Here is an 11,213-nt window from a genome sequence, read left to right on the forward strand (position 1 = left end):
CGGCTCGATCACCGCCCACGATTCATCGGTCAGCTCATGACGACGCACCACAAACAGACCAACGCACCAACCACTTTGCGGACACGACCTAGGGCCGCGGCTGGTCCTTCACCCCCGTACCGATCACGTCCTCCACACCGCCCGCCGGAGTGGGGATCGCGACGGCCGCCGCAGCTCCGTCCCCGTCCCCGTCCGTGTTGATCTTCTCGATGATCGCGAGGCGCTCCGGGGTGTCCTCCGGCTTGATGAAGCCGATCAGGATGTACAGGACCAGGGAGACCGCCAGCGGGATCGAGACCTGGTACTGGAGCGGGACCCCGCCCTCGACGTTCCAGCTGATCGGATAGTTGACCAGCCAGAAGGCGAGCAGCCCCATCGACCAGCTGGTGAGCGCGGCCGTGGGGCCGGAGCGGCGGAAGGGGCGGAGCAGGCCGAGCATCATCGGGATGGCCATCGGGCCCATGAGACCGGCGACCCACCTGATGACCACCGTGATGATGTCCTTGAAGGTGGGGGAGTTGACCTGGGTCGCCGCCGCCATCGACAGGCCGAGGAAGACGACCGTGGTGATACGGGCGACCCTCAGGCCCTGCCCCTGGCTCCAGCTGCGCGCCCTGCGCCACACCACCGGTGCGCAGTCCCGGGTGAAGACCGCCGCGATCGCGTTGGCGTCGGAGGAGCACATGGCCATGGTGTGCGAGAAGAATCCGACGATCACCAGGCCCAACAGGCCGTGCGGGAGCAGCTGTTCGGTCATGAGGCCGTAGGAGTCGGAGCCGTCGGGCTTCTGCGACTGGACCAGCAGCGGGGACATCCACATGGGGAAGAACAGGACGACCGGCCACACCAGCCACAGGACCGCCGACAGCCGCGCCGAGCGCTCGGCCTCGTGCGCGTTCGCCGTCGCCATGTAGCGCTGGGCCTGGTTGAGCATGCCGCCGTTGTACTCGAACAGCTTGATGAAGAGGAAGGCGAGCAGGAAGACCGTGCCGTACGGCCCCACCAGCGGCTCTCCGTGGCCCTTCAGCGCCGGCTCGTCCCAGGCGCCGAAGAAGCCGATGCCCTTGTCGTTGAGCTTGAGGACGACGGCGATGAACATCGCGACACCGGCAAGGAGTTGGATGACGAACTGGCCCAACTCCGTGAGCGCGTCGGCCCACAGGCCGCCGATCGTGCAGTAGACGGCCGTGATGGCGCCGGTGATCAGGATGCCCTGGTTGAGCGAGATGCCGGTGAACACCGACAACAGGGTGGCGATCGCGGCCCACTTGGCGCCCACGTCCACGATCTTCAGCAGCATGCCCGACCAGGCCAGCGCCTGCTGGGTCTTGAGGTCGTAGCGGTTCTTCAAGTACTCCAGCGGGGAAGCCACATGGAGCCGTGAGCGCAGCCGGTTGATGCGGGGCGCGAACAGCTTGGAGCCGATCGCGACGCCGAGGGCGATGGGGAAGGACCAGGTGACGAAGGAGGTGACGCCGTAGGTGTAGGCGATGCCCGCGTACCCGGTGAACATCACCGCGCTGTAGCCCGACATGTGGTGCGAGATGCCCGAGAGCCACCACGGCATCTTGCCGCCCGCGGTGAAGAAGTCGCTGACGTCGTCCACGCGTTTGTGCGACCAGACGCCGATCGCGACCATCACACCGAAATAGCCGATGAGCACGGCCCAGTCGAGACCGTTCATATGCGCCCTCCCAGGGTTCAGCCCGGCGCTCATCGTGGGCGCCACCGCGTGGACACGACAAGCTGACGTCGAGTCAAGGGAAGGTAAAATCATTCGAGATGATGGCCTACGTTCATCTACATGAACTCATCGCATCAGCTCCCCGGCGTTGACCAGCAATGACTGACCGGTGATCGCCCGCGCCCGGTCCGAGGCCAGGAACACCGTCGCATCCGCCACGTCCCCGTCGGTCGCGAGATCGGGCAGCGCCATCCGGTCGGTCAGCCGCCGCAGCACGTCCGCCTCCGGCACCTTCTCCGTGTGAGCCGTGAACTGCACGTACGCCTGCACCGGCGGCCCCCACATCCAGCCCGGCAGCACGGTGTTGACCCGGATCCGGTCCGGGCCCAGCTCCCGCGCCAGCGAGTACATCGCGCTGGTCAGCGCCCCCTTCGAGGCGGCGTACGCGGCCTGTCGCACCTGCGAGGGGGCGGCCACCGCCGACTGCGTCCCGACGAACACCACCGACCCGCCGCCCGCCGCCTTCAGCCCCGGCAGACAGGCCCGGGTCATCCGCAGCGACCCCAGCAGGTTCACGTCGATGACCGACTGCCAGGTCGCGAAGTCCGCGTCCTCCAGCCCGCCGAAGTAGCTGTCCCACGCCGCCACCTGCACGAGAGCGTCCAGTCGGCCGAACCGCTCCATCGCCAACTCCGCCAGCGCGACGCACTGTCGCTCGTCGGTGATGTCCGTCGACCGGTACGCGGTGTGCGCCCCGTCCGGATCCGTCTCGGCGGCACACTTCGCGAGATTCGCCTCGGTCCGCGCCCCCAGCACGGCGTTCCCGCCGTCCCGCACGACGGCCGCCGCGACCTGGTGACCGAGCCCGGCGCCGACTCCCGACACCACGACGGTCTTCCCGGAGAGAACTGACATACCGGCGGCCTCCCTGCTCTGGCGCATTATCTGACGGAGCGTCAGAGTATGGGCGAGCGCTGGAGGAGGGAAGGTCCCATGTCGGAAGAGACCCGCAGCGAGACGTACGCCGAGCTGGCCGCCGTAGGCCCCTACGGAGTGCGCCCCGGGCACGCCCTGATCACCATGGTCGAACCGCATCCCGGCCACGAGTACGCCTACAACCGCTGGTACGAGGACGACCACTACTACGCCGGCGCGATGGCCATGCCCTGGATGTTCGCGGGGCGCCGCTGGGTGGCCACGCGGGACCTTCAACTCCTGCGTGTCCCGGAGAAGTCGGCGGTGGCTCAGCCGGTGACGGCCGGCTGCTATCTCTCCGTGTACTGGGTGACGGACGGCCGCTACGACGACCACATGAGGTGGACGGTGGCCATCAACAAGCGCCTCAACCGCGACGCCCGCGTCTACCGGGACCGCACCCACGTCTTCACGGCCTTCCAGGACCACGAGTCCACGGTCTACCGCGACGGAGCGGCGGGCCCGAGGGACTTCCACGCCCTGGACCACCCTTACGCGGGGCTGGTGTTGGAGGTGATCGACGCCGAATCCCCGGAGCAGCGAGGTGAGTTGCTGGAGTGGCTGGTCTCGCGGCACCTTCCGAAGCGGCTGGCGGGCTCACCGGCGGCCATGGTGACCGTCTTCCGCCCGACCCCGCTCCCGGGCGACCGCATGACGTACGTGAAGCAGGTGGAGGGCGTGGACACCCGCCTGACGCTGCTGTGGTTCCTGGAGAGGGATCCGCGCGAGTGCTGGGAGGCGTACTTCACCGACCTGGAAGATCCGGGCATGGGCTGTCGCGAGCTGTTGGCGCCTTTCATCCCGACAGTTCCGGGCACGGACACATACGTGGACCAGCTGCGGTAAGCCCTTCAGGGGACGCGGGGCTGTGTCGATATGCGGCTCCGCCGCGTGGGCGCGACAAGCCCCCACCGGCACTGGAGCCAACGAGCTACTTCAGCTCATCAGGACAGGGCGTCCCGCGCGGCACCGTATAGGGCGCCGCCAACCGGTACGTCCCCGCCTTCGGAGCGATCAGCATCGTCCACTTGTCCCCGTCCGCGTCCTCCGGCGTCTCCATCAGGCAGCCGTTGACGTTGTCGAACGTCTTCGGCTCCCCGTCCCCCCGCTCCTTCGACGCGTCCGTCTCCTGCGGCGGCTTCAGCTTCTTGCCCTGCGCGTCGACGATCGACAGCCACGGCGAGTACGGGATCCGGATCAGAATCCGCCCGGCCTTCTTCACCCGCATGGTCATCTCACCCTGCGCGGCCCGGTCGACGACCGTGTTCGGGGAGGCGAGCGGTGCCGGGTCGGTCACCTGGAACAGCTGCCAGTTCGCGTCGCCCCAGATCTGCTTCAGATACGGCATCCCGCGCTGGACCAGCTCCCGCTCCCGCTCGCCCCCGTCCCCGTCGGGCTCGTCCTTCGGTACCACCACGAAGTGCACGGCCCAGCGCTGGAGCCACTCGTGGTAGTTCGCGGAGTTCAGGGTGTCGTCGTAGAAGAGCGGGTTGCGCTCCATGTCGGCCTGCCGGTTCCAGCCCCGGGCGAGGTTGACGTACGGCGCGAGCGCGGACGCCTCGCGGTGGGAGGCGGCCGGTACGACCTCGACGCGGCCCTTCTCGGCGCCGACCTCCTGGAGTTCGTTGACGAGGGGGGCCAGCTCACGGGCCCAGGACGCCGTGGGGGTCGTGTGGACGACGTCGTCGACGGACTTGAAGCCGACCCAGGTGGTGAAGCCCAGGAAGGAGACGACGACGGCGTACCACTTGCGGGAGCGCGGCACCGTGAAGGGCAGCGCGGCCACCAGGGCCACCCCCGCGAACAGCATGGGCAGCCGCGAGATGTTGGAGCCGATCTGGGAGCTCACCAGCCAGACCAGGACGACCGACAGGCTGTACACCCCGGCGGTGATGCGGACCGTCGTCCACTCGCGCGGGACGAGGAAGTAGACGAGGAGGCCGTACGCCAGCGGCAGGAGCACCGAGGCGATCTTCATCGGCTGGGTGCCGGCGAACGGGAAGAGCCAGGCGGACAGCGCGACCACGACGGTGGGCGCGATGCCCAGGGCCCAGGCGCCCGGACGCCGTTTCTCCAGGAAGAGCGCCACCGCCACCAGGCCCACGAACAGACCGGCGACCGGGGACGCCATGGTCGCGAGCGCGGCGAGCGGGGCCGCGCACAGGGCCTTCGCCCAGCGTTTGTAGCGCAGGCGGTGCGGCCAGCAGAAGACGACTGCGACCGCGCCGAGCGCGAACATCGTGCCGAGGCCGAAGGTGACCCGGCCCGAGGCCGCGTTGCACAGGAAGGCGTACACGCCCGCGAGCGAGGCCCACAGCGGGTTCTTCACCGACCGGCTGCGGATGAGGATCAGCGTCAGCAGGCCGGCCGAGACGGTCCCGGCCAGCATCATCGTCGTACGGACGCCGAGAACCGACATCAGGTACGGCGAGACGATGCTGTACGACACCGGGTGCATGCCGCCGTACCAGGCGAGGTTGTACGCCGAGTCCGGGTGCCGGCCGACGAACTCGGCCCACGCGTCCTGCGCCGCGAGGTCACCGCCGCTGTTCGCGAACGTGAAGAACCAGACGATGTGGAGGACACCGGAGAGCGCGGTCATGGAGAGGACGGGGTGGCGCAGCAGCCGTTCACGCAGCGCGAGGAGAGCGCTCCAGATCCTGGCTCTGAGGCCCCTCGTGCCCTTGGGAGGGCCGCCGCGCCCGGTGTCGGATTCCGCGGGCACGCGTATTCGCGGGCCGGTACCCGGGCCCGGGTCGGTCTCGTCGGCGCGTGTCGGCTCCGCAGTGGCCACCTGAAGGCACTCCCCGTGGTGTCCCGTCTTCATGTCCTGGCCGCGCCCCAGCGTCGACCTGCCCCGGTTCGTGACGCTAGCACGCGGCCCGCCGTCCGGAACCCCGGCGGGGTCCGGCCGGGGGCCGCGTGCTGGTGTCCGTCCCGGTCGTTGATCAGCCGACGCGGGTCAGCTTGTCGGTGAAGCCCGGTTCGGTCAGATCCTTCTGCAGGGTGACCGGAACCTTGACCGCGCCGCCCTCGCCGTCCCCGACGGTGAGGGAGCCGACCTTGGTGCCGGCCTTCGCGGTGTGCGGTACGTCGTCGGCGGCGAAGGACAGCTTCACCTTGAAGCCGGCCCAGCCGACGGCGGTGACGTCCTTGGTCAGCACGACGGGGGTGTGACCGCCGAGACCGTCGTCCACGTATCCGACGACGTCGCCCTTCTTGAGGATCTTCGCCGACTTCAGGGCGTCCTCTGCGGCGAGCAGCGCGACCTTGCTGACGTCGTTGACGGTCTTGATGATCGGCGCCTTGTGCTGGCCGAGGATCGCGCCGACGACGGTCACGGTCTCCCCGCCGACCTCCTTGCGGGACGCGAAGAGGAGGTTGCCGCCGGCCGCGCTGGTGGTCCCGGTCTTGATGCCGATGCCGGTGTAGGGGACCAGATAGTTGTAGTTGTACCACTTCTGTCCGGACGGATCGACCCACTGTCCCATGGACGTGATCTCCATCAGCGCCGGGATCTTCACCAGCTCGTTGCCGAGCTTCACCTGGTCCTCGGCGGAGGAGACGGTGGTCTCCTTCAGGCCCGAGGCGTCGGTGTACTTCGTGTTCTTCATGCCGAGTTCCTGGGCGGTGTCGTTCATCTTCTTGATGAACGCCGCCTCCGAACCGGCGTCCCAGCGGGCGAGCAGCCGGGCGATGTTGTTGGCGGACGGGATCATGATCGCCGCGATCGCCTGCCGCTGGGTGAGGGCGTCGCCCTTCTTGACGGTGTCGAGGGTGGACTCGCCCTGCTTGTTGTAGCCGCCCTCCTTCTCGGCGAGCGCGTCGACAGTGATCTTCGGGCCCTCCTCGCCGGACTTGAGGGGGTGGTCCTTCAGGACGATGTAGGCGGTCATGGCCTTGGCCACGGAGCCGATCGCGACCGGGGTCTGCTTGCCGAAGTCATCCATCGTGCCGACGCCGTTGACGTCCATCCAGCCCTGGCCCTGGGTGGGCCACGGGAGGGTGACCTTGCTGCCGTCGAAGGTGTAGGAGTCCTCGGCGGTGAGGCTGAGCGTGGGGGCCGGGAGCGGGCGCAGGGACTGCGCGATCGCAAACACCACGACCAGGAGGATCAGGATCGGCGTCCAGATCTTGACGCGGCGGCCGAGGGTGCGCAGGGGGCTGGGCGGGGGCGGCGGAGTGTTGGTGAGCTCCGCGAGCAGGTCCAGGGGCGGCTTCGGCGGCAGGGGCTGCTGCGTGGTCCGCTCCGGGCCGACCTGGGGGACGGCGGCGGTCACATCCGGCTTCGGCCGTGCCTCGCGGGGCTCGTCGAGGGCCTTCAGCGCGACGAACTTGCTCGTCCGCTCGGCCGCGGCCTCCGGCTCGGGCCGTGGCTTTTCCTCCGGTGCCGCCGCCTTGCCGAGCTTCAGCATGGTGGTGGGCTGGTCCACGGGGGGCCGGGGGGCCTTGAAGACGGCGGTGGGCTGGTCGACTGGGCGCTCGTCGGCGGCCCCCGCGTCATCGGGCTTGGCGTCCTCGGGGGGCGCGTCGTCCTCGGGCTTGGCGTCCTCGGGTTCGGCGTCCTCGGTGGGGTCGTCGTCCGTCTTCGGGTCGGTGGGGGCTGGGCGCGCAGTTCCCCGGGCCTCTGGGGGGTTCGGGTCGCCGGTCTCCGGGGCTTCGCCCTCGTCTTCCGCAGGGGCTTCTTCGGCTACGGCCCCCTCGGGCACCGTCGCCGGCACGCTGTCGGCCTTCGCCTCGGGGTCCGGGGCGGACTCGTCCTCGGGGATCGCGTCGGCGGGCTCAGCGCCGTCGCCCTCGGGCTTCGCCGCGGCCTCCGCCTTGCCGGAGCCGTCCCCTGTGGCCACCCACGCCGCCACCGCGTCCCGCAACCGCGCATCGCGCGCCGTCGCCGGCTCGTCGGACCCACCGGCGACCTCCGCCGTACCGGAGTCATCGGTCCCGCTGTCGGAGCCACCCGAGCCCTCGGCCGTACCGGAGTCCTCCGGGCCGTCGGCCGTCTCGGAGTCGTCCGGCACCTTCGCCGTGTCCGCGTCGTCCGGGCCCTCGGCCGTCTCGGAGTCACTCGGGCCCTCGGTCGCACCGGAACCGTCCGGGCCCGCTGCCGTACCGGGGTCATCGGACCTGCTGTCGGAGCCACCCGAGCCCTTGGCCGTACCGGAGTCCTCCGGGCCGTCACCCGTCTCGGAGTCGTCCGGCACCTTCGCCGTGCCCGCGTCGTCCGGGTCTCCGGTCGTGCCGGAGGCGTCCCCGGCCTCCGCCGTGTCGGAGTCCTGCGGGCCCTCGGCCGTCTCGGAGTCGCCCGGTGCCTTCGCCGTGCCCGCGTCGTCCGGGGTGGTGTCCGCCGGACCGGCCTCTCCGGGGGCCTCAGGGGCCGTCTGTGCGGCCGGAGGCGTGTCCGCGGGCTCGGCGGGGCCGGAGCCGTCCGTGTCGGGCTCTGTGGGGCTCTTGTCGGTGTCCTCGGGGGGCTTCGGGAGATCACGTACCGAGAAGACCCTCGTGGCCGTGTCGACGCCTCCGGGGGAGATGGACTCGCGTGCCACCGCGAGCCGGGGATCGCGGGCAGAACTCCTCGCCTCGGGAACCGGACTCGCGCTCCCCGACGTCGGTTCAACCGACGACTCGCGCTGCTTCGACCTGTCGGGGGACTCGCCCGCCACCGATGCCTCCTCCATGTGCCGCGGGTGATCGGTATCCGTCACCCTGCGTCTGCCGAACCGTTGAATCGCCGCCCGGGCAGCCGCCACACCACGCTGTCCGAACCATGTACCAGTGTCCTGTGTGTGGCCCTGTCCCAAGCGGTAGACGAGAACGACATACCTACCGGTTCCACTACAAACAGGTCACGCACCCTCGACAGACCAATGTGAGAGGGGTCACCCTGTCTTTCATCCACGCGGGGAGGCATGGATGGGCAGGAGCCGCAGAACACTTCCGGAAGAGCTTCTGCTGCTGGCGCTGGACCCGACCACGGGTACCACCGCTCAGCCGCAGTCGCTCGACCTCGGTCTGGCCGGAGCACAGCTAGTGGAGCTGGCGCTGGCCGGACGGATAGCCCCAGACGGGGATCGTATCGCCGTGGTAGCCCCACGGCCGACTGGAGATCCGACTTTGGACTGCGCGTTGGAGTTGCTGCGAAGGCGTGGCGCTCCCGTGCGGGCAGTGAACTGGATCGGCGGGCCGCGACTGGGGCTCCGCCAGACCTACCTCTCGCATCTGGAGCGGTGCGGCATGGTGCATGCCGTGGCGGGTCAGATGTGCGGAGTGCTGCCGACGACTCGCTACCAGGCGACGGACAACGAGATCAGCCGGGAGATCAAGGCCCGACTGGACTCGGCGATCCGCACCGGCGTACCGCCGGACCCGCGGACCGCGGCGCTCGCCGCCCTGGCACACGCGGTCGGCCTCGGCAAGCACCTGTATCCGGGCAACGAGGGCCGATCCTCGCGCTCCCGGCTGCGGGACCTGATCAGGCACGACCCGATGGGCGGACTCGTCGCGCACGCCGTGATGGACGTCCAGAACGGCGTGGCGGCACAGCCACGTCGTAGCCCGGCCCCACCGGTCGGCCGTCAGGCCGCCCCCGGAGCCAGGCCCGCGCCGGAACCCGCTCGCGGTGTTCCGATGCAACCGCGCCGAGGCCCGATGGCGCGCGCCGTGGCTCACTGAGCCGCAGTCCCACGGCACGCACCGCCGGCAGCACGACCGCATGACCGCACCACGCACGACCCGCACCACGCACCACTCAGCCGCCGCACCGTCAGTCCCCAAAGACCGGTTCGGGAGCCGCTGGTCCGCGCGGGGCGACGGAACCGTACGTCCGTACATCGGACGGCGACGGGTTCCGACGCCCCGCGCGGCCGCATGTCCGGGCGCTGTTCGGGCGCGCGGCCCCCAACTGACGTGCACGCAGCGCATATACACCGTTTCCCAGCGGTAATAAGCACCTTGGTGGCAGTCTGCTCAACAGCAGATACGCAAAGTCAAGAACGAGGCACGCAGCCGGAGGTGCACGTCCCGTGGCGTCCAATGTCAATCCCACCGTCAGGCGGCGCCGGCTGGGCCAGGAGCTGCGCAGGCTCCGCGAGCTCAAGGGCATGACGGCCGAAGAGGTGGCGGAGCGGCTGCTCGTGTCACAGTCGAAGATCAGCCGGTTGGAGAACGGCCGGCGCAGCATCAGCCAGCGCGACGTCCGCGACCTGTGCGGTGTGTACGAGGTCGAGGACCAACGCGTCGTCGAGTCCCTGATGCAGATGGCCAAGGACTCGCGCCAGCAGGGCTGGTGGCACGCCTTCGGGGACATCCCGTACAGCGTCTACATCGGCCTGGAGACCGACGCCGAGTCGCTGCGCGTGTACGAACCCCAGATCATCACCGGCCTGTTGCAGACCCGGCCGTACGCCGAGGCCATCGTGCGCGGCGGCGCGCCGGAGGCCACGGAGACGGAGAACGACAAGCGCGTCGAGGTACGGCTGCGGCGGCAGAGCCGGGTCGCGGCCGAGCGGGATCCGCTGCGGCTGTGGGTGGTTCTCGACGAGGCGTCCCTGCGTCGGGTCGTGGGAAACCGGCAGGTGATGCGTGAGCAGCTGGAGTACCTCGTGGAGATGTCCCAGCAGCCCCACATCACCGTCCAGGTGCTGCCGTTCGACGTCGGCGCCCATCCCGGGCTCAGCGGGCAGTACTCCATCCTGGAGTTCTCGGACGCGGCCGACTCCAGCGTCGTCTACATCGAGGGCGTCACCAGCGACCTGTACCTGGAGAAGGCACACGACGTGCAGAAGTACACCGTGATGTACGAGCACTTGAGGGCGCAGGCGCTCAACGTCGACCAGTCGCGTCAACTGATCGAGGACATCGCCAAGGAGTACGCCCGGGAGTACGCCCGGTGAAGCGTTTCTGAGCCCCTTCCGGACAGGGCGGGCCGGATAGTACACCCCGGCCACGTCCGTCTGGAAGAGTCCCTTGGAATATGCCGCCAGAAGAGTGAATGACTGCTCCGAAAGAGGAAGTCGGCGAGTAGCGTCGATCACGCCAACGATCAGTAAAGGTTGGCGTAATCCGCACACTGCGCATCTGGCTACGGAGCGAATATGGCAATTCGTCTGGGCAACCTGGACTCATGGACGACCTCCACCTACACCAACGCCAACGGGGCGTGCCTGATGGTGAGGTCGACCGAAGAGGAAGCTCTCGAACTCGGCGACACCAAGATCCCCGAGGGTCCCAAGCTGGCCTTCCCCGCCGAGGCGTGGAGCGCCTTCGTGGCCTCGGTCAAGGTGTGAGGGGCGGACCGGTCTGATCCCCGTCCCGTTCGCCCACAACCGCACACCACAACTGCTCACGACAACAGCACAAGCACCACCACAGAGCCCTCTCGACCAGATCGCCGTCCTTGCCGAGGGGGCTCGGCGCGTGCCTGTGCCTGTGGCGCTTTGGGGCCGGGGGGTTGTGTGTCGGGTGCGGCACGGTGGGGGCTGGTCGCGCAGTTCCCCGCGCCGTCTTCCCGAACGCCGATTTCGACATGTTCCCCATGCAGTCCACCGGACTGGTCTCC

General features: G+C 69.3%; 8 protein-coding genes. 4 read left to right on the top strand and 4 right to left on the bottom strand.

Going from position 1 to position 11,213, the window contains the following annotated elements:
• Positions 1-88: 88 nt before the first annotated feature.
• Positions 89-1,684 (bottom strand): sodium:solute symporter family protein, encoded by a 1,596-nt coding sequence (locus tag ABZT93_RS40025; protein ID WP_356114013.1) that lies wholly within the window; start codon positions 1,682-1,684, stop codon positions 89-91.
• 126 nt (positions 1,685-1,810) lie between these two features.
• Positions 1,811-2,599, bottom strand: coding sequence for an SDR family oxidoreductase (locus ABZT93_RS40030; RefSeq protein ID WP_356114015.1), 789 nt, complete (start codon positions 2,597-2,599; stop codon positions 1,811-1,813).
• A 78-nt stretch (positions 2,600-2,677) separates the two neighbouring features.
• On the opposite strand from ABZT93_RS40030, the gene ABZT93_RS40035 reads away from it, so the two are divergent.
• Positions 2,678-3,505, top strand: a complete 828-nt coding sequence (locus tag ABZT93_RS40035) for a hypothetical protein (RefSeq protein ID WP_356114017.1) — start codon at positions 2,678-2,680, stop codon at positions 3,503-3,505.
• An 85-nt stretch (positions 3,506-3,590) separates the two neighbouring features.
• Here ABZT93_RS40035 and ABZT93_RS40040 read toward each other — a convergent pair whose 3' ends face one another.
• Positions 3,591-5,453, bottom strand: a complete 1,863-nt coding sequence (locus tag ABZT93_RS40040; RefSeq protein ID WP_356114019.1) for an MFS transporter — start codon at positions 5,451-5,453, stop codon at positions 3,591-3,593.
• A 154-nt stretch (positions 5,454-5,607) separates the two neighbouring features.
• Positions 5,608-8,334, bottom strand: a complete 2,727-nt coding sequence (locus ABZT93_RS40045) for a D-alanyl-D-alanine carboxypeptidase (RefSeq protein WP_356114021.1) — start codon at positions 8,332-8,334, stop codon at positions 5,608-5,610.
• A gap of 235 nt (positions 8,335-8,569) precedes the next feature.
• On the opposite strand from ABZT93_RS40045, the gene ABZT93_RS40050 reads away from it, so the two are divergent.
• From ABZT93_RS40050 to ABZT93_RS40060, 3 genes are all read left to right on the top strand, one after another.
• Complete coding sequence (locus ABZT93_RS40050; protein WP_356114024.1) at positions 8,570-9,328, top strand: GPP34 family phosphoprotein; 759 nt, start codon at positions 8,570-8,572, stop codon at positions 9,326-9,328.
• Between the two features lie 350 nt (positions 9,329-9,678).
• The gene (locus ABZT93_RS40055; RefSeq protein WP_356114026.1) at positions 9,679-10,548 is read left to right on the top strand and encodes a helix-turn-helix transcriptional regulator; all 870 of its coding nucleotides are present in this window, start codon (positions 9,679-9,681) and stop codon (positions 10,546-10,548) included.
• 201 nt (positions 10,549-10,749) lie between these two features.
• Positions 10,750-10,941, top strand: coding sequence for a DUF397 domain-containing protein (locus tag ABZT93_RS40060; RefSeq protein ID WP_031039646.1), 192 nt, complete (start codon positions 10,750-10,752; stop codon positions 10,939-10,941).
• Positions 10,942-11,213: the final 272 nt, after the last annotated feature.

Origin of the sequence: Streptomyces sp. NPDC005303, from assembly GCF_040607335.1 — a bacterium.
Lineage (GTDB): Bacteria > Actinomycetota > Actinomycetes > Streptomycetales > Streptomycetaceae > Streptomyces.